At 44.4% G+C, this 20,114-nt stretch carries 21 protein-coding genes; 7 read left to right on the top strand and 14 right to left on the bottom strand.

The window, feature by feature from the left end; all coding sequences use genetic code 11:
- Positions 1–2: 2 nt before the first annotated feature.
- The 4 genes from EWM62_RS05965 to EWM62_RS05950 all read right to left on the bottom strand — a co-directional run bounded on the left by EWM62_RS05965 (position 3) and on the right by EWM62_RS05950 (position 2,953).
- Positions 3–1,016, bottom strand: a complete 1,014-nt coding sequence (locus EWM62_RS05965) for a Kelch repeat-containing protein (protein WP_129875741.1) — start codon at positions 1,014–1,016, stop codon at positions 3–5.
- Between the two features lie 166 nt (positions 1,017–1,182).
- A complete protein-coding gene (locus EWM62_RS05960; RefSeq protein WP_129875740.1) occupies positions 1,183–1,803 on the bottom strand; it encodes a chloramphenicol acetyltransferase in 621 nt (206 codons plus the stop codon).
- Positions 1,804–1,806: 3 nt separating this feature from the next.
- Positions 1,807–2,490, bottom strand: a complete 684-nt coding sequence (locus EWM62_RS05955) for an HAD family hydrolase (RefSeq protein WP_129875739.1) — start codon at positions 2,488–2,490, stop codon at positions 1,807–1,809.
- A gap of 127 nt (positions 2,491–2,617) precedes the next feature.
- Positions 2,618–2,953 (bottom strand): hypothetical protein, encoded by a 336-nt coding sequence (locus tag EWM62_RS05950; protein ID WP_129875738.1) that lies wholly within the window; start codon positions 2,951–2,953, stop codon positions 2,618–2,620.
- Between the two features lie 196 nt (positions 2,954–3,149).
- Between EWM62_RS05950 and lysS the strand changes: the two genes are divergently transcribed.
- Positions 3,150–4,871, top strand: a complete 1,722-nt coding sequence (gene lysS / locus EWM62_RS05945; RefSeq protein ID WP_129875737.1) for a lysine--tRNA ligase — start codon at positions 3,150–3,152, stop codon at positions 4,869–4,871.
- A gap of 399 nt (positions 4,872–5,270) precedes the next feature.
- Positions 5,271–5,528, top strand: coding sequence for a hypothetical protein (locus EWM62_RS05940; RefSeq protein WP_129875736.1), 258 nt, complete (start codon positions 5,271–5,273; stop codon positions 5,526–5,528).
- A 12-nt stretch (positions 5,529–5,540) separates the two neighbouring features.
- On the opposite strand, the gene EWM62_RS05935 is transcribed toward EWM62_RS05940, so the two are convergent.
- A complete protein-coding gene (locus EWM62_RS05935) occupies positions 5,541–6,095 on the bottom strand; it encodes a tetratricopeptide repeat protein (protein WP_129875735.1) in 555 nt (184 codons plus the stop codon).
- Positions 6,096–6,170: 75 nt separating this feature from the next.
- Here EWM62_RS05935 and ung point away from each other — a divergent pair, with 75 nt between their 5' ends.
- Positions 6,171–6,851 carry a uracil-DNA glycosylase gene (gene ung / locus EWM62_RS05930; RefSeq protein ID WP_129875734.1) on the top strand — a complete coding sequence of 227 codons (681 nt, stop codon included), beginning with the start codon at positions 6,171–6,173 and terminating at the stop codon, positions 6,849–6,851.
- Positions 6,852–6,951: 100 nt separating this feature from the next.
- Here ung and EWM62_RS05925 read toward each other — a convergent pair whose 3' ends face one another.
- The gene (locus tag EWM62_RS05925; RefSeq protein WP_129875733.1) at positions 6,952–7,422 is read right to left on the bottom strand and encodes an Lrp/AsnC family transcriptional regulator; all 471 of its coding nucleotides are present in this window, start codon (positions 7,420–7,422) and stop codon (positions 6,952–6,954) included.
- A gap of 130 nt (positions 7,423–7,552) precedes the next feature.
- Between EWM62_RS05925 and EWM62_RS05920 the strand changes: the two genes are divergently transcribed.
- The 4 genes from EWM62_RS05920 (at position 7,553) to EWM62_RS05905 (ending at position 11,164) form a co-directional block, all read left to right on the top strand.
- Positions 7,553–8,203, top strand: coding sequence for a metal-dependent transcriptional regulator (locus EWM62_RS05920; RefSeq protein ID WP_129875732.1), 651 nt, complete (start codon positions 7,553–7,555; stop codon positions 8,201–8,203).
- Positions 8,200–10,104 carry an Nramp family divalent metal transporter gene (locus EWM62_RS05915; RefSeq protein WP_129875731.1) on the top strand — a complete coding sequence of 635 codons (1,905 nt, stop codon included), beginning with the start codon at positions 8,200–8,202 and terminating at the stop codon, positions 10,102–10,104. The genes EWM62_RS05920 and EWM62_RS05915 overlap by 4 nt, the downstream gene beginning before the upstream one ends.
- Positions 10,105–10,217: 113 nt before the next feature.
- Positions 10,218–10,667 carry an SsrA-binding protein SmpB gene (smpB, locus tag EWM62_RS05910; RefSeq protein ID WP_129875730.1) on the top strand — a complete coding sequence of 150 codons (450 nt, stop codon included), beginning with the start codon at positions 10,218–10,220 and terminating at the stop codon, positions 10,665–10,667.
- A gap of 86 nt (positions 10,668–10,753) precedes the next feature.
- Complete coding sequence (locus tag EWM62_RS05905; protein ID WP_129875729.1) at positions 10,754–11,164, top strand: ester cyclase; 411 nt, start codon at positions 10,754–10,756, stop codon at positions 11,162–11,164.
- Between the two features lie 67 nt (positions 11,165–11,231).
- Here EWM62_RS05905 and EWM62_RS05900 read toward each other — a convergent pair whose 3' ends face one another.
- The 8 genes from EWM62_RS05900 to EWM62_RS05865 form a co-directional block, all read right to left on the bottom strand.
- Entirely contained in the window at positions 11,232–11,888 is a 657-nt protein-coding gene (locus EWM62_RS05900) for a protein-L-isoaspartate(D-aspartate) O-methyltransferase (protein WP_129875728.1), read from the bottom strand.
- Between the two features lie 284 nt (positions 11,889–12,172).
- Complete coding sequence (locus EWM62_RS05895; RefSeq protein WP_129875727.1) at positions 12,173–13,126, bottom strand: hypothetical protein; 954 nt, start codon at positions 13,124–13,126, stop codon at positions 12,173–12,175.
- Positions 13,127–13,142: 16 nt separating this feature from the next.
- Positions 13,143–14,102, bottom strand: a complete 960-nt coding sequence (locus EWM62_RS05890; RefSeq protein WP_203234993.1) for a DUF6175 family protein — start codon at positions 14,100–14,102, stop codon at positions 13,143–13,145.
- An 18-nt stretch (positions 14,103–14,120) separates the two neighbouring features.
- Entirely contained in the window at positions 14,121–14,603 is a 483-nt protein-coding gene (locus tag EWM62_RS05885; protein WP_129875726.1) for a hypothetical protein, read from the bottom strand.
- A gap of 12 nt (positions 14,604–14,615) precedes the next feature.
- Entirely contained in the window at positions 14,616–15,137 is a 522-nt protein-coding gene (locus EWM62_RS05880; RefSeq protein WP_129875725.1) for a hypothetical protein, read from the bottom strand.
- Positions 15,138–15,156: 19 nt separating this feature from the next.
- Positions 15,157–16,521 (bottom strand): hypothetical protein, encoded by a 1,365-nt coding sequence (locus EWM62_RS05875; RefSeq protein ID WP_129875724.1) that lies wholly within the window; start codon positions 16,519–16,521, stop codon positions 15,157–15,159.
- Positions 16,522–17,120: 599 nt separating this feature from the next.
- A complete protein-coding gene (gene priA, locus EWM62_RS05870; RefSeq protein WP_129875723.1) occupies positions 17,121–19,610 on the bottom strand; it encodes a replication restart helicase PriA in 2,490 nt (829 codons plus the stop codon).
- Between the two features lie 4 nt (positions 19,611–19,614).
- Positions 19,615–20,001 (bottom strand): DUF423 domain-containing protein, encoded by a 387-nt coding sequence (locus EWM62_RS05865; RefSeq protein WP_129875722.1) that lies wholly within the window; start codon positions 19,999–20,001, stop codon positions 19,615–19,617.
- Positions 20,002–20,114: the final 113 nt, after the last annotated feature.

Raw genomic sequence — 20,114 nt, 5'->3', positions numbered from 1 at the left:
CGTTATTCGGTTTTTCGAGGTGTGTATTTCCAAAAATCTTTTAAAAGGTTTGGGTTGCCAGTGCCAATATAGCCAACGCCATCTATCGCGAAGCTTACCATATCGTACCGTATAGGGCCTTCAAAATTGGTTATCTTCAACCATTTGTTTCTCATGGTATCGTATTTAAACCAGTCGCCTGCTGTTTCGGTTAATGTAGAGCCAAAACCCACATACCCATCTGTACCTATAGCAAACTGCCCTGTAAAAGCCCTGGGCTTCCCCGGGAAGTCGGCAATTTTTGTCCATTTGTCGGCGTCAGGGTCATACTGCCAAAAGTCTTTTTCGGCAACATCGGGGTAAGCTCCTCCTATACCGGCATAACCTTTTCCGTTAACGGCAAACGCGGCCACGCCAAAGCTGCCGGTACCGGGGTAATCGGCAACGCGCGTCCATTTATCTGCCGCAGCATCATACCGCCACATATCTTTAAAATCGGCGCTGTAATCGTTATCCGTACCCAAGCCCATATAACCTTTGCCATTTATTTCAAAGGCAATAACGTTTTCTCTTTCACCACCTGCAAAATCGGCTTTGCGTGTCCATTTATCATTGGCGGGGTTGTATTCCCAAAAATCATTGTTCTGCGGCACATTATCATCCGGTGTAGCAAGGCGCTGACCGTAACCCGTGCCTACATAACCTTTATTATTGATACTGAAGCCCCTGATATATTCGCCGCCCTGGCCGGGGTAATCAGCCTTTTGGGTCCATTTATCAGTAGCCGGATCGTATTCCCAAAAATCATTTATCAGCTGCGAGTTGAAACCGCCGGCAGCATTACCGCCCAAAATATAACCCTTATTGCCAATAGTAAAACCAAACGACCGTACACGGCCAACGCCTTCAAAATCGCCCAACTGTGTCCAGTAACCGGGTAAACCGTTCTCGTAGTTGGGCACAAAAGGTTTATCTTTTTTGCACGAAAAAAGCGTTAAAGCAACGATCAATAAAATTCCGGCTTTTTTAAATATCATACAGGCTGGTGGCGATAGGTAAATATATCATTTACATTTCAACAATGTATAGCTTATATACGCCGATTTACACCTTTCAGTTGCTTCTCGCGATAATTGGGTCATTGGATGAACCCGACATCTGAACCCGATAGTTATCGGGTATACACATCTGCACATAAATTCACTACCTGTTAAGCAACTCCTGGAAGGTATTAATAAACTGGCCTACATGGCGGCCATCCATTAACCCATGATGCACGGTAACAGAAACGGGCATGCTTTTTTTGCCATCATGTTCGGTAACTTTTCCTAACGAGATCTTGGGCATACTATCCTTAAAGGTAAAATTGCGCGCATGCGTTAACCCGGTGAAATTTACCCATGGTATAGCCGATACATGCAAAACGTTATATACCGGCCTAATTTCAAGGCCCTCGGTACTTTGCACACGCTCAATTTCCAACTGCGCACCGGCTACAAACTGGCCCAGGTCGGGGTGATAATCAATGTAAGAAAAACCGAAGGTGCTATCCGGCCGGCTGATCGTGGTTGATGTATTTACAACATCGTATAAAAACACTTCATCGTTTTCTACCCTGTACCTAAACTCTTCAACTTTGTTGGCGGCCGTTAATATGCAATGCAGGTAATACAGAAAAAAGGATACACCCTGCTCTTTCGCTTTTTGGTAGGCAATAGTTACATCAATATTTACCGTAGCGCCAAAAAGGGGCTCTTCAAACGCGTTAAAAAAGGCGAAATGATGTTTGCGGTACCAGGTATCAAGGTTTATTTTTGTTTTCATGCATTATAGGTACGCTAAAATATCTTTAATGGTAACAGCGCTTTTAAAACGTTCGTTATCTATACTATGCTCAATTTGCTCGTGTGCCCAGGTAATATGGTAAGGCACATGCACCGCGTGGCCGCCAATATTCAATACCGGCATCACATCACTTTTTAGCGAGTTACCTATCATCAGCAATTCTTCGGGCTTTATGTCAAGGTGCTTTATCAGTTTCAGGTAATTGGCATCGTCCTTCTCGCTCATAATTTCGATATGATGAAAGTATGGGTTTAGGCCCGATTTTTTTAGTTTCCGTTCCTGGTCAAGCAGGTCGCCTTTGGTGGCTACCACCAGGCGGTATTTGCCTTTCAAGGTTTCCAGCACTTCTTCTACCCCGTCAAGCAACTCTATAGGCTGGTTCAGCATTTGCTTGCCCAGGTCCATGATCTGCCTTACCACATCGATACTTAAGGTGTTCTGCGTAATTTTCATCGCTGCCTCAATCATCGACAGGATAAAACCCTTAATACCGTAACCGTAAAGCGGCAAATTAGCTAATTCTATCTTTAAAAGCTCGCGTTCCAGTTCGTGCACCGATGCGTATTGCTGCAGAAGGACGCAAAACTGTTCCTCTGTTTGCCTGAAGTAGGGTTCGTTCACCCAAAGGGTATCATCAGCATCAAAAGCGATCACTTTAATGTTCATGGCGCGAAGTTAAGGAATTAGTGATTTAGTGAATTAATGATTTAGTGATTTCCTGTCATGACGAGCTTTTGGAACAATTAACCAAGCAATTGCTATTTAAATTATCTTACATTAACTAAACATGACTTTAACGATATACCATCAACGTGCGCCTTTTTTTAAATGAAATTTTCCTGTAGATCATAACCTCGTTTTCACGTTCAAAAATCAATTCAAGGTTCGTAACTTTCTTAATATTCCACACGGGTTTAGAATTGCCGTATAAGCTGATAAAAGTGATATTATATCCTTTTTTGGTTTTACCAATATCAAAAAAAGTAACGTGCATTTCTTTCCATTCCTGTGGATCAAGATAGCCGGCACTATCGGATTTTTTTTGGTAAGTAAAATTAAATGGCCGCTCTACAGTATCTTTTGTAGCAGTATCTATTCCTACCCAAGTCCCTTGCAGGTAGCTTTTCAACTGCTTTAACGAGTAATTTTTATAAACAACCTCCTTTGGTACTACCGGCTTTGGTTTGCAGGAGCATATATTTACAAGCAAAAATAGCACTAATAAGCATCTGGTGTAGGTTATCATAAAGTAATACTACCAATAACAATTCAATTTACGAGCAAAAACCCTATTTTTGCACCCTTAATAAATACCCTTTTACAATATGAGTATTGCACTATCCGAACAGGAGATCATTCGCCGCGAGTCGTTACAAAAACTGCGCGAGCTGGGCATAAACCCCTATCCTGCCGAAGCTTTTGATGTGACCGCATGGGCACAGGACATTAATGACAATTTTGAAGCCGCACCGGATAAGTATAAACAGGTTGTAATTGCAGGCCGTATCATGACGCGCCGTATCATGGGCAGCGCATCGTTCGCCGAGATTCAGGACAGTACCGGCCGTGTGCAGATCTACATCAAACGCGATGATATTTGCCCCGGTGAGGATAAAACCCTTTACAATACCGTATTTAAAAAACTTTTGGATATCGGCGATTACGTAGGCATTAAAGGCTACGTTTTCCTGACCCAAACCGGCGAGATCTCGGTACATACCGAGGAACTGGTTGTATTGGCTAAATCATTAAAACCACTACCGGTTGTAAAACGCGAAGACGACGGCACCATTCATGATGGCTTTACCGACCCCGAATTGCGCTACCGCCAACGATATGTTGACCTGACCGTTAACCCCGGCTACAAAAACATATTCATCAACCGTTCTAAAGTGATCAGCGCTATGCGCGATTATTTTAATGCGCAGGGCTGGATGGAGGTGGAAACGCCTATCCTGCAGGCTATCCATGGCGGTGCTGCGGCACGCCCGTTCAACACGCACCACAACACGCTGGATATGCCTTTGTTTTTGCGTATCGCCAACGAACTTTACCTGAAACGCCTTATTGTTGCAGGTTTTGATGGCGTGTACGAGTTTGGAAAAATGTTCCGTAACGAGGGCATGGACCGTACCCACAACCCTGAATTTACCGCCATGGAGATCTATGTGGCCTATAAGGATTACATATGGATGATGGCGATGGTGGAGGAATGTTTAGAAACGGTTGCAAAAGCTGTTCACGGGATCCCGGTAGTGCAGGTTGGTAAAAACGAAATAAACTTTGCAGGACCGTACGAAAAACTTTCGATGTACGATTCGATCCTGAAATATACCGGCATCGATGTATCTGCCATGGACGAAGAAGGCTTGCGTAAAGTATGCGCCGACCTGGCCATTGAAGTTGATGCCAGCATGGGTAAAGGCAAGCTGATAGACGAGATCTTTAGCGCTAAAGTTGAACATAACCTGATCCAGCCGACATACATTACCGATTACCCTATCGAAATGACCCCGCTTGCAAAAAAACATCGTACTAAAGACGGTTTGGTGGAGCGTTTTGAATTGTTTGTAAATGGTAAAGAGATAGCCAATGCTTATTCGGAGTTGAACGACCCTATAGACCAGCGCGAGCGCCTGGAAGAGCAACTGATACTGGCCGGTCGTGGTGATGATGAGGCTATGGCAATGGACGACGACTTTTTACGCGCCCTGGAATACGGCATGCCCCCAACATCGGGACTTGGCATTGGTATCGACCGTTTGGTGATGCTGATGACCAACCAGAGCACTATCCAGGAAGTATTGTTCTTCCCGCAGATGCGCCCCGAGAAAAAAGCAAAAGTAGCATCGGCCGATGATTTTATAAACGCAGGCATACCTGCCGGGTGGGTACCCGTGCTAAATAAAATGGGCTTCAACACGGTTGAAGAACTAAAAGCAGGCAACCCCAATAAGGTATTTAACGACCTTGGCGGGATGCGCAAAAAAATGAAGCTGGAAATAGCTATGCCTGCTAAAGAAGAGGTTATGAGGTGGTTTGAATAGATTATTCATGGTTCATGGTTCATGGTTCATGGTAGGAACTTGATAAAACAAAAAAAGTGCGCTGAACAGCGCACTTTTTTTGTTTTATCCCACGGACGGTAAACGTCCACACTTTACTGAAATGCGTATTTCTCCACGCGTCATTGCGAGCGTAGCGTGGCAATCTTCGACAGAAAGGTCGGCGATATGCATGTCGAAGATTGCCACGTCGCTATCGCTCCTCGCAATGACGCTATTTCGCTATGATCTATGAACCATTAACTATGAACACTCTTACTATGATCTATGAACCATCAACCATGAACTCCCTAAATCCGTTAACAAAAAGATAAAGGGAATAAAACTTTCAATTAACAGTAGTTGTTCAATTTTATACCGGACACACTATAATTGAACACCATGACAAATTCTATCCTTGAAATAACCGAAAGTGAATACCTGATAAAGCTGAACAGAAGTAATTTCGACCTGTCGTTTATCCGCAGCCTGCTAAAAATAGTAGAGGTGTCAAAACCCGTTAAGGCTAAAAAGTTAAAGGAAAAAGAAGACGAAGATGAGTACGAATACAGCCCTGCACCTATTGTTGACAGGCACATCGAAGCTTCGCAGAACCACTCGTCAGAGCCGGATTATTTCAGTAATATCGACGAGAAATAAGTATAATTCCCTTTAGAATTTTTGACGGAAACCGCCGCGTACTACCTGCTGCTTATCCATCTGCGCCATTTGGCCCTTCATCATTTTGATCTGGTCGGCAAGCAGTTTGTTCTTGTCATCCTTAGCGGCTTCTTTAAGGTAAATTTCGGCTTCGCGCTTATTGCGTTTTGCCATGGCTATACCCGCCAGGCTAAGTTTTGCTAACGCGATATTATGCGACATGCCCATACCCAACTGCAGCGACTTTTTGAAATACTTTTCTGATTTTAACGGCGCTTTGCGCGATTCTATTAACCCTATAAGCAAGTTGTAGTAACCATGCTGGCTTTTGTATAATTGTGTTTCGTAATTTGTGATCTTTGCAAGTGCCGCTTCTGCTTTTTCGGAGTTTTCGCGGCGCAGGTAAAACTGGGCAAGCAGCATATTTTCGTTAAAAAAGAAGGTAAGCAACACAATACCACCTAATAAAAATGTAGTGACTCCCCAGCCCCAAAAACCAAATGCACAAAGCGTAACCCCGGCACCCATAATAACGCAAGCAACAATTAACCTAACTATATTCGACATAATTTGTATTAGTATAAAAACAGTGTGCAAATATCGTTATTTGTAAGCTAAATAAAACATCAGTATTTAATATTTATGGCCGGAGAATTAGAACCATCGTGGAAGAAACATTTAAGCGCGGAATTTGAAAAACCCTACATGCAGGAACTTAAAAATTACCTGAAAGCTGAAAAGGATGCAGGCTACACCACCTACCCACGCAACGCCGATATTTTCAACGCTTTTAACATCACCCCATTTGACGATGTCAAGGTAGTGATACTTGGGCAGGACCCGTATCACGGCCCGGGCCAGGCACACGGCTTGTCGTTCTCGGTACAAAAAGGCGTGGCGGTTCCGCCATCGTTAAAAAATATTTATAAGGAGCTATCTACCGATATCCCCGGCTTTACCACTCCTCAAACCGGCGACCTTACCAAATGGGCGCAGCAAGGTGTGCTGTTACTAAACGCTACCCTAACCGTAAGGGCAGCCACAGCGGGCTCGCATCAAAAGAAAGGCTGGGAAAAGTTTACCGATGCGGCAATTAAAACACTGTCCGACGAGAAAAAAGGCATCGTATTTATCCTTTGGGGAGCGTATGCGCAATCAAAAGCGGCGCTCATCAACCCAAATAATAATCACTTAATTATCAAATCAACCCACCCATCACCACTGGCGGTAAGCCACGGCGGTTTCTTTGGGTCGAAACCATTTTCAAAAACTAATGAGTTTTTGAAGAAAGAAGGGAAAAAAGAGATTGATTGGCAATTGTAGAGAAGCAGGACAACAAGAATCAAGAGACAAGACATAAAAAACCAGGAATCGAAAGAAAAATTTTCCCTGATTCCTGGCTCTAAAATTCTTGCTTCTCTTATTAGTATTCCAACGGAACTATAGGCTCCTTCTTACTCGTGCTCATGATCATCATGGTTTGGAAGGTTTTAACCACGGTGATGCGGCTTATCTTTTCCATGATCAGTTGCTCGTACGATTTGATATCGCGCACGTAAACCTTCAGTAGAAAATCGCACTGGCCGGTTACGTGGTGGCACTCGGTTACCTCTTTAATGGTTTGGATCTCGTCCAAAAAAGTCTGGATGGTATTTTTTTGATGGAAATCCAGCGAGATCTGTATAAAAGTTTTGATGCCAAGGCCGAGTTTTTCCTCGTCTACAAGGGCATGATAGCTTTTTATGAACTGCGCGTTTTCCAGCTTGCGCACACGCTCTAAAGTCGGTGCGGGCGATAAGCCTATTTCATTTGAAAGCTGCAGGTTGGTTATGCGGCCGTTCTCCTGTAAAATCTTAAGTATCTGTAGGTCTATTTTATCTAATTCTTGAGCCATGGTACGTGCAAATATAAAGTATTCTGTATCTCACAAAATATAATTTTTTTTAAAAGTATTTAAACAAAACTTATTACTTTTTTATTTGTATTTTTAGACAAGTCTAAAAATATTATTAGATTTGTTTAAAATGTACACATTAGCCGAAGAAAACTATTTAAAAGCCATTTACAAGCTATCGCTGATAGCCGAAAATGTAAGCACTAACCAAATTGCTGCCGAGCTGGCCACTAAAGCATCGTCGGTAACAGACATGTTAAGGAAGCTGGCCGAGAAGCTGTTGATCAATTATACACGCTACCAGGGCGTTAGTTTAACGCAGGCCGGCGAAAAGGTAGCGGTAAACATCATCCGCAGGCACCGGCTTTGGGAATATTTTTTGGTAGAGAAGCTGCATTTTAAATGGGACGAGGTGCACGAGATGGCCGAAGAAATGGAACATATTTCCTCGAATGAACTGATTGACCGCCTGGACGAGTTTATGGGCTTCCCCAGTCGCGACCCGCATGGCGACCCGATACCCGATAGCAAGGGCAATTTTAAAAAAAATGACCTTAAACCAATATCATCGGTTGATGTTAATGCCTGCGGGATAATTTCGGGCGTTAGGGACCACTCTTCGGCATTTTTACAATACCTGGAGAAGCAGGGCCTTATCATCGGAAAAAAAATAACAGTAAAAGAAATAATTACTTACGATAGCGCAGTAATACTGCAAATGGATAGCAAAGACCTGCAAATAAGCCGCGACGTGGCCAACAACCTATTAATAGCCCTATGACAACACATCAACACGACAACCACTCATTAGGAAACGTACACAACACCGTAACCACCGAAGGCAAAACCGGCTGGCGCAAGCTTTTATCGTTCCTGGGCCCGGCCTACCTGGTAAGCGTAGGCTATATGGACCCGGGTAACTGGGCTACCGACCTTGCCGCGGGCAGCCAGTTTGGTTACCGGCTGATATGGGTATTGCTATTATCAAACATGATAGCGCTGCTGCTGCAAAACCTGGCCGTAAGGCTGGGCATTGTGCGCGGACTGGACCTTGCACAGGCATCAAAGCACAGCTACCCACGCTTCATCAACTTTTGCCTGTATATACTGGCGCAAATAGCCATCATAGCCTGCGACCTTGCCGAGATCATCGGTATGGCTATAGGTTTAAACCTGCTGTTTGGCCTGCCTTTAATATGGGGGGTATCTATCACCCTGCTGGATACCTTGCTGTTGCTTTTCCTGCTCAATAAAGGCATGCGCAAGCTGGAAGGTTTTATCATTTCCCTTATATTTATAGTGGGAATGGCATTTTTGGCACAAATGTTTATTGTACAGCCCGATGTTATCGATATTGCAAAAGGCTTTATCCCAACTAAATTAAATAACACATCGTTGTACCTTGCTATAGGCATTATTGGCGCAACGGTGATGCCGCATAACCTGTACCTGCATTCGTCGCTGGTGCAAACGCGTAAAATAGACCGCAGCGAGGCCGGCATTAAAAGCGCTATCCGCTATAATTTTTGGGATACCACCATCGCGCTTAACCTTGCTTTTTTTGTAAACGCCGCAATATTGATACTGGCCGCCAGCGCCTTTTTTGGCCGTGGTTACCACGAAGTCGCCGAGATACAGGACGCGCATAAACTGCTTACCAATATATTCGGGAAGCTTGCCCCTGCCCTGTTTGCCATAGCGTTGATAGCCGCCGGGCAAAGCTCCACCGTTACAGGTACACTTGCCGGGCAGATCATTATGGAGGGCCACCTTAACCTGCGTATTGCGCCATGGCTGCGCCGTTTGCTAACACGGTTACTGGCCATTATACCGGCGTTTTTCACCATCCTGCATTTTGGTGAGGCAGGTTTGGGTAAATTGCTGATATTAAGCCAGGTAGTGTTAAGTCTGCAGCTGGGCTTTGCCATTATCCCGCTGATACATTTTACATCCGATAAAAAACGAATGGGAAACTTTGCCACAAAACTTCCGCTTAAAGTACTGGCGTGGGTTTTTGCTACGCTGATAGTGGGGCTAAACGTAAGGCTGGTGATACAGGAAATTGAGACCTGGGCGGCGACGAGCCCGGGCTCGTCTGATCTGGTGCACTTTGTGATATCACCCATTGCAGTAGGTATTGGCTTATTGTTATTATATGTTTTTTTAAGGCCGCTATTTTACAAGCATGCCGATCAGCCCATTTATGTACCGCATGGTATTGCTGCAGCGCTGGATAACCTTGATGCTGTAAGCTATGAAGAGATCGGTATCACCATTGATTTTTCGAAGAACGACCAGGACACTATTCGCCATGCACTGATGCAGGGCGGTAAAAAAGCCCATTATAACCTGATACACGTGGTAGAAACCGCCGGTGCGCGCTATTACGGCAAACAGGTAATGGATAACGAAACCCAAAGCGACGTAGATAACCTGGACAAATATGTTGCCGCATTAATTAAGCTGGGCTACAAAGCCGAAGCAAAAATTGGCTACGGCGGCCCGGCCACGGCTATTGCCCAGATTGTTAAAGACACCGGAATAGATTTCCTGGTGATGGGTTCGCACGGGCACAAGGCATTTAAAGATCTTATTTTTGGCACAACGGTCGATTCGGTACGCCATAAGGTGAATGTACCGGTGCTGGTTGTTAAACCGCAGAAGAAGAGAAAAGACAGTTAGAGCCAGGAACCAGGACAAAATGGAAATTGCCAATACCATAACATTTTTTGCAATGTCTTGATTCTTGATTCCATAACTCTTGGTTCTTATAAAAATTGCATATTTGCAGCGTAATGGAGCAGAACTTATATATCAAGAATAAAAAGGCGTACTTTGAATACCACATACTGGATAAATATACAGCCGGTATAAAGTTATTGGGTACCGAAATTAAATCGATACGCGAGGGCAAAGCCAACGTGAACGATGCCTTCTGTACTTTTATTGATAATCAGCTTTACGTACGCAACCTGCATATCTCCGAATACTCGATGGGGTCGTTCTATAATCACGAAGCTAAACGCGACCGCGTGCTGCTGCTTAACAAAAAGGAACTAAAAAAACTGCATACCCGCGGAGAGGAAAAAGGGCTTACCATTGTACCCCTTGCCCTTTTCATCAGCGAACGCGGCTTTGCCAAACTGGAAATTGGCCTTGCCCAGGGTAAAAAAACCTTCGACAAACGCGAAACCATGAAAGAGCGCGACACCAAAATTGAAATGGACAGGGCGATGAAGAGGTAAAAACCATTATTCTCAAATAGCGTAGGTATTATTCCTGAAATCTGATTTGTGGCTTCACTCTTGTATGATATCTTGAAATACATACCATGAGCAAAGAAACAAATATAAAAGCACAGCAAAAATTTGGCGAAGCCATAAACACCGGTGATCTTGAAATTTTAAAAGATTTAGTCGCGGAAAATTCAATAGACCACGATCCGGCAGAAGGACAAGTTGCCGGCCCACAGGGTTACATCGACTTTTTTACCGAGTTACGCAGTGCATTCCCCGATCTTAAAATTGAAGTAAAGCATTTAGTTGCCGACGATGAAAATGTAAGCTTTGCTTACGAAGTTACCGGTACGCATAATGGTGATTTTATGGGTATTGCACCTACCGGAAACGCCATAAAAGCTCGCGGCATGCAAATAAGCAAATTCGAAAATGGTAAAATGACCGAGCGTTGGGGAAGCTCAAACGAATTAGGAATTTTAAAGCAGTTAGGTAAAAAGATTTAGAAATCATGTTGTAAGTTGGCGGTTGGCAAATTATATGCAAACTGCCAACTAATAACTGCCAACTAACCTACCACGCCCTATCGCCCACCAGCGGCACAAACCTAAACGTATCCAGCACATGCCTTTCGTAATCATGCTCGGCTGTTTTTAGGACAGTTACCATCTTCTGGGATTTTTCGTCGCCTACCGGGATCACGAGGATACCACCTATTTTGAGTTGTTTGAGTAATATTTCGGGGACAGTTGGTGCGCCGGCAGTTACAATTATTTTATCGTAAGGTGCATCTTCGGCAATCCCAATCGAGCCATCGCCCAAAAAGAATTTAGGCTTATAGCCCATGTAGGGCAATACCTGTATGGTACGTTCGTAGAGCTTTTCCTGGCGTTCTATAGTAAATACTTTGGCGCCGACTTCCATCAGCACACAGGTTTGATAGCCGCAGCCGGTGCCAATCTCCAGTACTTTATCACCTTTTTGGATATGTAACAGTTCGGTTTGGTAGGCTACCGTGTAGGGCTGCGAAATGGTCTGCCCGGCTCCTATCGGGAAGGCTATATCCTTGTAGGCCTGGTTCCAGAAGGTTTCGTCAAAAAAATAATGGCGCGGTACTTTGCCTATGGCGGTTAATACCTTTTCGTCCTCAATACCCTTCTTCCTTAATATTTCTACCAGCCTTTTACGTGCCCCCTGTTCGCGGTAATTATCAATAAACTTATACGCCATTACAAAGCAAAGTTATACAAAAAGCCGGCAAATTGCCGGCTTCGTGTGTTGCTTTATAATAAGGCTTTGGCTGTTAACCAATAATGTTTTTAACAATTTCTGGCGTACACTTAGCTTACCTGTATTTCAATTAGGCTAAAGCCAATTGGTCTATTTGCATTAACCGCTGGATAAAGCCAACGGCAATGAACGAAAATAGTTCTCATTCATTGCCATCCCGTTTATGGGACGGCTAAATAATAGCTTAAATCGGCTTCAGCCAAATGCTACTATATATTAAAGTATTACCACCAACCGTGTACGTTATATACGGTAGTACGCGGCTGCGCGGCATAAGCAACAGCCACATCGCGCGCGGCGCTAATTATGCTCATGTCGTTCTTCTGGCCTTGCAGCTTAAAACTCCATTCGCGGTTATCAATTTCCTTAACGCGTTTGGCTACTTCCGCAACAAAAGCTTTAACATCTTTGTAGCAGCTTGCCTGCGGGTCTATCTGCGATAAAACCTCGCTTGCCGCATTAGCACCGTTAATATCCTGGTTAGCCGCCCAAACTGTTTTAGCCTGGTTAAGCTTGGTGGAGCAATCCTTCTCGATCTGTTTTTTGTAGATAGCCGGTACTGCAGCCATTGCACGTCCATAGCAGTTAACACATGCCTTTGGCACCGATGTAAGGTTATAAATAGCCTCTTCTCCACGGCCGGTAGTGGCCAGTGTTTGCGCCTGTTTGATGATCACATCGCAATGGGTATTGTAGTAAGCTATGATCTTGCCCTTACCTTTTTCTACAAAAGCCTGCAGTTTAGGGTCGTCAAGGTTGATGTTTTTAAAAGCGTTGATGTAGGCCTTAGCCAGGTTTTCGCCCACGCCTTTAACCGATACAGCAGTACTTGCAAACTTAGTTCCTTCGTATCCGTCGCCAATGTACAGGTTAACATCCAATGTAAGGGCCGTCATTGGCGGCGCTGTCGACAGCATGGTTTTTGTAAGCACCACCACGTTGGCGGTTATAATAAAACGTTCGCCCTCTTCGCCGCCAAAACCGTTTTGGCTGATGACCTGGTTTAGCTTATTGGCAAGCATATTACGCGCTGCATCAGGTAGTTCATCGGCCTGGTCTGGTATGTATGCAGCAAGTGTTACCCGGCCGCGGTCGTTTGATTTGGCCGCCGGTGTATTTTGCGCGTATGCTCCCATAAACAGGAAGAGCGACATGCAGGTTATGATCAGTTTTTTCATGTTAATTAGCTTTTGATTATTTTTCACCAAGTACTATAACCGCCTGGCCAAGGCCTTTCGCGGTTAATTTGTTTACAATTGAATATGGCGCTGCGGCAAGCATTTTTTGCAGGCCACGGGTAAACCCACGGGCATCAATGGCGTTGCCGTTTGCATCGTACAATGGGATACGCACCTGCTCAAACAGCATCATATTTTCTGTCGCGTCGCTGTTGCTGAAACGGTTTTTAACGGTATTGGCCCTCACCCAGTCTTCAATAATAACATTCAGCTCCTTACCGCCGTACTCGGTTTCCAGGTCGTTCTTCCACGAATCGAATTTTTTGATGCGGATAATGATCTCGCGGCCATTGGCAAACAGGTCGTCGAAATGCCTTTGCAGTCCTGCGTTAAAATTGTCAATTTTATCGGCAACGGCTTCTTCTAATAAAACGGCTGTCTCTGCCGAAAAAGACGGGTTACCCGTACCGCCGGCGGTGGCAACCTCTTTATCAGTATATGCATCAAGCCCCTGCAGGGTAAACCGCACCGATTTTTTAGGGCCTGTTTTTAACACATCCCAGGTAAGCTGGATAATGATATCCGCTTTGGCTACTTTCTTCAATTTATCCATCGGGCTTTCGGATACGCCCGCGCCGCTTTTTGAGGTTAGCACGGCATCCTCCGCACGTTCAGACTCCAGTGTTTTAACAACCGATTCCATGTTTTTTACCGTGAAACCGCGCTCGGCCATCATGCCGTTTATTTTACTTATTACAGCAAGCAGGTCATTACTTTCCTGGAAAGCCCTCTTATAGTCAGGGATCTTCACCTTGGTGCCCTGGTCGTCATACACCTGCATATAGCCGTTGGTATTACACCAAACATCGCTTGGCACTACCATCAGCGTTGGCTTTTTAGCCTGCGAAAACCCGGAGGTAGCCGCGCCCAATATCATTATCGATAAAAGGGCTATTTTAATTATCTGTCGTTTCATTTATTAGGGTTGTGTGTTTTAATTACTTTTTAAGATGCCGTCAGAGATCATTTTTTGTTTCAAAGCCGGGCGGCTTATGCTGATAACATACCCGGTGCTTTGCGCAACGTTTTTCACCTTCTGGTTTTTTGCTTTCTGGCCGGGGCGTTCTTCCTTAAAAGTGGCGAACGGCCTGTAATCGTTTGCGAAAAACCGGATGAAATAATCCTGGTGATTGGCATAGGCATTGGCTTCATTCAATATTGGTTTTACATCGCAATCGGGCTTGCCATCGGTTATGCCGTTAAATAAAACATCGCGTAAAGCGGCCCTTTTAGCATCCTCAATGGCATCTTCCTTATTACGCTTATCAGAGAAAGCCATTACGTTTTGCGCCCCGTCAAACTCCACGCCAAGGCATTCCGTTTTATAGGTGTAACTGCTGTTTAGCTGTTTCTGCTCGGCGCAGCCTGTAAATACCAGCAAACCTGCAAAGCTTAAATACAATAATTTTTTCTTCATGATAATTGATCTTTAAAACCCTGCGTTTAATGATTTAATAATGCCCGCGTCTTCCAGATCCTTACGCAGCAGGGCTACGTTTACCGATACCAGCACGCCAATTTTGTATTGTTTGCCAACTTTCATCCGGTCTTCGGCAGCCACGGCCCCGTCGCTTGCAAGCGAAACAAACTTTTGATACTTGCCGCCATCAGCAAAAAACGCTTTGAACCATTCGTCTTTCTCCTGTTCCAAATTGGAGTTAGTGGTTAGCGGCGGCTTACCAAGAATGCCCTGGTCGCCGGCAAAGCCTTTAAAAATAATACCATGCACCGCGTTTTTTTTGGCTTGCTCAATTGCCACATTAGGCTTTTTTGAGTACGACCATACTTTTAACAGGTAGGTGCCCTGCACGCCGGTACCGGCTACTTCCAGTTCGTAGCGCCAGGCTTCGGTATCGGCATTTGCCTTTTTGTCTTTCTGCGCATAAACGGCGGTCGAAAAGCCGGTTATCAGCAGCATTAGCATTATCCGGATTGTACTATGTTTTTTCATTTTATATATGGTTTTGTGTTTATTTTATCTGTCGTAAAAGCATACCGGCATAAAACTTACCGCCTCCTTTAAAGTAGGTCCTGTCAAGCTCGGGCTGATCTTTATCTTTTTTCTCTTTGTCTTTGTTATCACTTTCAGATACTTCCTCGCCGGCGTTAAAGCGGTTATCCCAGATCTTTTTCTTATCTACCGTAACAGTACCTTTTTTTACATAGGTTGTAAGGCCGGTTTTAGGGTCGATGGTTTGCTCAAGCACTTCAAATTTTTCGCCGCCTTCCAGGCCTTCCTTCATACCGATCTTGGCGGTAACAGGCTCGCCCGAGTATATCGGGGTTTTTGGTTTAAATACTTCATAAGTTTTTTGAAGCTTGGCAAAAACGTGTTCCACGTTACGGACAGTGGCCAGCTCAACTATCTGGTCTTCGGTGCGGGTTTGTTTTAACGAGAAAGTAACCAGGCTGCTTGATTTTTCGCTGCCAATATATTCCATCTGGAACAAATCGGTTTTATCAAACGCTTCTTTCCTTTTAGCATCTATATTACCTTTTTCCATCCACAGGTCGTTATAGAAAACAGCAGCGGTAGAGTCGTTCCATTTAAGGCGGTACAGGTACGAAGTGGTCCAGACAGAGTACCCCTCTTTTGCTTTGTTGTAAGCAATATCAAGCAATTTAAGCGCTGCGGGCTGGAACATGGCAGGCAGGCTGTTGGCTTTTAGCTTAGCTACTTCGCGTATAGCGGCGGCTATAGGCTCGTTACTAACAAATTTCAGCTTGGTTAACACCACAAACGTATTACCGATGAGCTCTTCGCCCGCGTCAGATAACGAGGCTGTGCCCCTTGCACTGCCTTTGGCAATATTAGCCTGCATTTCGGTAGCATCGTATGAGCCGCGTTCGCCAACCAGTTTCATATCAAACGAGCCATCGGGCTGGCGGTTAAACCATTTGGCAACCAACAGGTTGGCTATTTTTTTGTCCTTAACAATTTTATTGGTTATAGTAGGCATATCGGCAGCATCCTTATCAACAATTCCGGCTGTTGCGGTTGATAGCATATTTGCGCCAAAAGCAGCCATACCGGTTTTCCGGGTACCGGCAGTTACTTTTTCCGATTCGCTAAGCGCGTAGCCCGATGGGTCTACACCGGTTACGGGTATAGCATGGTTATTATATTTATCGGGGAATGGCGCCTCGTGATAAGCTTTTATTACCACATCTTTTCGTGGGAAGTCTTCCGATTCCAGCAAAATAAGGTGCAGCGAGCTACGGCGGTACTTTAATTCGGTCGACTGGGTTGCAGGCGCAGAAGTTTGTGCATTTGCAGCAAAACTTAACCCTAAAAACAAGTTTAGTGCAATTGTAAGTTTGTGTGTTTGTTTCATAATGTTGTGAGTGTGTTTAGTATCAATATTCAGCTTTATTTAACCCGTATAAGTTGTTTGGTTACCGGTTAATTATCAGCTTAAAATTAGGCTCAATTAATTTTTACCATATAAGTTATAATCACGTTAATTATGGGTGTTTTAACCCATGTATAATATTATTATACAAACAATATTTGTTTATAAACATGTATGATATAAGTTGCCGCTTTAGTTAATAATGGCTGCTGGTATTTTTTCAATAAAGACCAGTAATTTGCTGCATTGTAATTTTGTTAGCCGGCGGGATACTGCCGGGGGGCCGGGCCGAGAGGGGGGTAAAATGTGACAATAGTTTCATATTTAAGGGATTAAGCTGTGATAAATATAAAATTATTTAGTGCTCAGAACAATAGGGATTGCAGGCAACGGAGAAAAATACCCAATAGTGGGTATGCCGTAATGCTGCGCTAATAAAACACTTACGACTAATGATAATTTGTAAACTTTTAATTACGGAATGTTGTTCAATAAATAATATATTTCATATATATCATTTATAATAAACAATACTTAAATGCATATTACCCCCAAAATTTTAAATAATTGTTAATAATGGCTTAATAGGGGTCTACATCGGGCTGTATAATGCTGCCTTTGCTTAGTTTGGTGGTTTGAAACTGGATAATAACATCCCGGATAATGGCCTTTGCCTTTACTATCGAAATGGTATCGCGCTCAAACTTCAGCATGATAGATTTGATGTAGTAGTTGCGGATGCGGTTTATCAGCGGGGCCTCGGGGCCTATAACGCGGTCGCCGAAATGCCTGCGCAGCTCGGTGGCTAAGTACTCGGCCTGGTTATAAAGGATCTCGGGGTTTTTATGCTTAAGATCCATGCTGATGATACGGAAGTACGGCGGGTACTTAAAACTCTTACGTTCCTCCATTTCGGTAAAGTACAGGTCGTTGTAATCGTTAGCTATTACCTGCTTTATTACCCGGTGGTTGGGGTCATAGGTTTGTATCACCACCTTGCCCTGCTTGTCCCTGCGCCCTGCCCTGCCGCTTACCTGGGCAAGCATCTGGTAACTGCGTTCGTTGGCGCGGTAATCGGGGTATTTTAACAGACTGTCGGCGTTGATGATGCCGATAACGGTTACGTCTGCAAAATCCAGCCCTTTGGCTACCATTTGGGTGCCTACCAGTACATCTATCTTCTTTTCTTCCAGGTTGTTCAGGATGGTCTGCAGCGAATTACGCGATCGGGTGGTATCCAGGTCCATACGCGCCAGGCGAACGTTAGGCATCAATACGGATAGCTCATCCTCTACCTTTTCGGTACCAAAGCCCTTATATTCTAAGTGTGTAGAGCCGCAAGCCGGGCAAATAGTGGGCGAATCTTCCTTATACCCACAATAATGGCAATGCAGTTTATGGGTATGTTTATGGTAAGTTAAACTCACATCGCAATTGATGCATTTTGGCGTATAGGCGCAAACCCTGCACATCAGCACAGGGGCGTAACCACGGCGGTTTTGGAACAGTATCACTTGTTCCTTATTATCCAGCGCAAGCTGTATGTCCTGCATCAGCACGCTGCTAAAATGCGATTGCATGGTTTTACGCTTGGTTTCTTCTGAAATGCTTACCACTTCTATAAGGGGCAGCTGCACGCCTCCGTAGCGCTCGGTCAGTTCTACCAAACCATATTTATGCACACGTGCGTTGTAATAGGTCTCGAACGATGGCGTAGCCGAACCCAGCAGCACCTTACCCTTGTACATATTGGCAAGGTAAATAGCCGCGTCGCGGGCGTTATAGCGCGGGGCCGGGTCAAATTGCTTGTACGATGTTTCGTGCTCTTCATCAACAATAATAAGCCCCAGGTCGCTGAAGGGTAAAAATACCGACGAGCGGGCCCCCAATACCACCTTGTATTCGTTGTTAAGAACCTTTTGCCAAACCTCTACCCGTTCGTTATCATTAAAGCGGGAATGGTAAACCCCTATCATCCCGCCAAAGTAAACACGCAGGCGCTCGATGATATGCGTGGTAAGTGCTATCTCGGGCAACAGGTAAAGCACCTGCCTGCCGGTGGCTATCATATCCTCTATCAGTTTAATGTAGATCTGCGTTTTGCCGGATGAGGTTACCCCATGCAGCAGCACTACGTCCTTTTCTAAAAACTGTTCTTTTGCATCTGCAAGCGCAGTTTCCTGAGCCGGGCTTAGTACAAAATTACTTAGCTGGTCTTCATCCTCATCATACCCCAGGCGGCTAACGTTCCTGTCCTCGGCAATAAAAACTTCCTTTTCAATCAGCGATTTTATACTGGATTCGCCGCTGCCGCTTTCTTCTATCAGTTCGTTTTTTGAAACCGCTTTTTGCTGGCGCGATAATTTAATAAAGGCCAGAACCGCGTCGGCTTGTTTGGGTGCCCGTTTTTCAAGGATGATAAACAGTTCGCGCAGGTTCTCCTGGTTATGATAAGCCGGGTTTAGGGTAAGATAAGTACGCTTGCGCGGCTTGTACCGCTCGCTAACTTCTTCGGATATGGTGATGATATTTTTCTCGAACAGCGATTTTAAGATCGGCATTACTGTTTTTTGGCCTAACAGTTTGGCAATGTCACTAATGGTCAATTCGGGCTGGATATCAAGCGCCTCGGTGATCAGGTATTCCTTATCATGTAACAATGCCTTATCGTACTCAAAGTCTTTGTTTAGCATTACTTTGGTTTCACTGGCCAGTTTTAAGGCCGATGGCAGCGCGGCGTTCATCACCTCGCCCTCGTTACACATGTAATACTCAGATAACCATTGCCAAAATTGCAGCTGTTGCCCGGTAACCACGGGCTGCTCATCCAATATATCTATAATGTACTTTGCCTCGTACTTTTCGGGCGCGTGCTCCGTTATATTGGCTACAACAGCTGTGTATAGTTTGCTTTTGCCAAATTGCACCACCACCCTTTTACCAATGCTTATGGCATTGTTCAATTCAAAAGGTACACGATAAGTATAATTGCGGCTTATAGCTAAGGGTAATATCACTTCAACAAAAAGTGTTTTACGGGTAGCTTGTAAACCATCGGCAAATTCTAACATCAGCTTATTTGTTTCGGAAAGCAGCGAAAGCTAAAAATACCCATCCTATGATAAACAGCAAGCCGCCAATAGGTGTAATTGGGCCTAAAACAGCTAAACCGGGCATACCGATCAGATCGCGGCAGGCTAATAAATAAAGGGAGCCCGAAAACAACAGTATACCAAAGGTGAACAGGTAATAAGTGCTTACAATAACCTTATTTTTAAAGCGGGTAAATGTAGACAGGAACAGCAAAGCAAAAACGTGGTAAAACTGGTATTGCACTGCGGTTTGCCAAACTTCGAGCTGGCGGGGTGATAACGAGGCCTTAAAGGCATGTGCACCAAAAGCGCCGGCAATAACGGCCAGCGCACCCAATAGCGATGCTGTAATTATTATTTGTTTGTTCATGCAGATATAAAAGGCTAAGTTAACCAAATTAGGGTGAAAGGTGAAAGGTGAAAGGTGAAAGGTGAAAGGTGAAAGGTGAAAGGTGAAAGGTGAAAGGTGAAAGGTGAAAATCG

Source organism: Mucilaginibacter terrigena, from assembly GCF_004168255.1.
Taxonomy (GTDB): domain Bacteria; phylum Bacteroidota; class Bacteroidia; order Sphingobacteriales; family Sphingobacteriaceae; genus Mucilaginibacter; species Mucilaginibacter terrigena.
The sequence above is the reverse complement of the archived record's forward strand: the minus strand, read 5'-3'. Positions and strand labels throughout refer to the sequence as shown.

What these genes read in the sequence shown, in the direction of transcription:
- EWM62_RS05955 (WP_129875739.1), bottom strand. Translation starts at nt 2,490, where the DNA reads ATGAACATTAAAGTGATCGCTTTTGATGCTGATGATACCCTTTGGGTG.
- priA (WP_129875723.1), bottom strand. Translation starts at nt 19,610, where the DNA reads ATGTTAGAATTTGCCGATGGTTTACAAGCTACCCGTAAAACACTTTTT.
- EWM62_RS05895 (WP_129875727.1), bottom strand. Translation starts at nt 13,126, where the DNA reads ATGAAAAAACTGATCATAACCTGCATGTCGCTCTTCCTGTTTATGGGA.
- EWM62_RS05935 (WP_129875735.1), bottom strand. Translation starts at nt 6,095, where the DNA reads ATGTCGAATATAGTTAGGTTAATTGTTGCTTGCGTTATTATGGGTGCC.
- EWM62_RS05865 (WP_129875722.1), bottom strand. Translation starts at nt 20,001, where the DNA reads ATGAACAAACAAATAATAATTACAGCATCGCTATTGGGTGCGCTGGCC.
- EWM62_RS05905 (WP_129875729.1), top strand. Translation starts at nt 10,754, where the DNA reads ATGAGCAAAGAAACAAATATAAAAGCACAGCAAAAATTTGGCGAAGCC.
- EWM62_RS05920 (WP_129875732.1), top strand. Translation starts at nt 7,553, where the DNA reads ATGTACACATTAGCCGAAGAAAACTATTTAAAAGCCATTTACAAGCTA.
- lysS (WP_129875737.1), top strand. Translation starts at nt 3,150, where the DNA reads ATGAGTATTGCACTATCCGAACAGGAGATCATTCGCCGCGAGTCGTTA.
- EWM62_RS05890 (WP_203234993.1), bottom strand. Translation starts at nt 14,102, where the DNA reads ATGAAACGACAGATAATTAAAATAGCCCTTTTATCGATAATGATATTG.
- EWM62_RS05960 (WP_129875740.1), bottom strand. Translation starts at nt 1,803, where the DNA reads ATGAAAACAAAAATAAACCTTGATACCTGGTACCGCAAACATCATTTC.
- EWM62_RS05875 (WP_129875724.1), bottom strand. Translation starts at nt 16,521, where the DNA reads ATGAAACAAACACACAAACTTACAATTGCACTAAACTTGTTTTTAGGG.
- EWM62_RS05940 (WP_129875736.1), top strand. Translation starts at nt 5,271, where the DNA reads ATGACAAATTCTATCCTTGAAATAACCGAAAGTGAATACCTGATAAAG.
- EWM62_RS05965 (WP_129875741.1), bottom strand. Translation starts at nt 1,016, where the DNA reads ATGATATTTAAAAAAGCCGGAATTTTATTGATCGTTGCTTTAACGCTT.
- EWM62_RS05915 (WP_129875731.1), top strand. Translation starts at nt 8,200, where the DNA reads ATGACAACACATCAACACGACAACCACTCATTAGGAAACGTACACAAC.
- EWM62_RS05880 (WP_129875725.1), bottom strand. Translation starts at nt 15,137, where the DNA reads ATGAAAAAACATAGTACAATCCGGATAATGCTAATGCTGCTGATAACC.
- ung (WP_129875734.1), top strand. Translation starts at nt 6,171, where the DNA reads ATGGCCGGAGAATTAGAACCATCGTGGAAGAAACATTTAAGCGCGGAA.
- EWM62_RS05925 (WP_129875733.1), bottom strand. Translation starts at nt 7,422, where the DNA reads ATGGCTCAAGAATTAGATAAAATAGACCTACAGATACTTAAGATTTTA.
- EWM62_RS05885 (WP_129875726.1), bottom strand. Translation starts at nt 14,603, where the DNA reads ATGAAGAAAAAATTATTGTATTTAAGCTTTGCAGGTTTGCTGGTATTT.
- EWM62_RS05900 (WP_129875728.1), bottom strand. Translation starts at nt 11,888, where the DNA reads ATGGCGTATAAGTTTATTGATAATTACCGCGAACAGGGGGCACGTAAA.
- smpB (WP_129875730.1), top strand. Translation starts at nt 10,218, where the DNA reads ATGGAGCAGAACTTATATATCAAGAATAAAAAGGCGTACTTTGAATAC.